Here is a 295-nt window from a genome sequence, read left to right on the forward strand (position 1 = left end):
ATCGGCGCCGAACAGCGCTTCCGCATGTTCCGCCCGACCTGATCCCAGCCCTTTGCGGGGCAATCCGCAGACTCACCGACGCTATCACCACCACGGCTGCAGCCGCGCGGCTACCCGGCCGCGCCCATCGGTGCAGCGTAGTGCGCCGCGAGGTGCTCGACCAGCGCGCGCACCTTGGGCGCGAGCGCACGTGCATGCGGATACAGCGCGAAATAGCGCCGCTGGCCGGCATGCCAGGCCGGCAGCACTCGGATCAAACGACCGGCGCGCAGGTCCTCCTGCACCGTCAACGCGG

Annotated in this window: 1 protein-coding gene; it reads right to left on the bottom strand. The window is 70.5% G+C overall.

Annotation, left to right across the window (positions count from 1 at the left end; genetic code table 11):
- Positions 1 to 110 precede the first annotated feature (110 nt).
- Positions 111 to 295, bottom strand: a 185-nt coding sequence (locus tag EN804_RS36355; RefSeq protein ID WP_246693559.1) for a LysR substrate-binding domain-containing protein, incomplete at its 5' end; no start/stop codon positions are given.

The organism is Mesorhizobium sp. M8A.F.Ca.ET.161.01.1.1, assembly GCF_004792105.1.
Classification (GTDB): domain Bacteria; phylum Pseudomonadota; class Alphaproteobacteria; order Rhizobiales; family Rhizobiaceae; genus Mesorhizobium.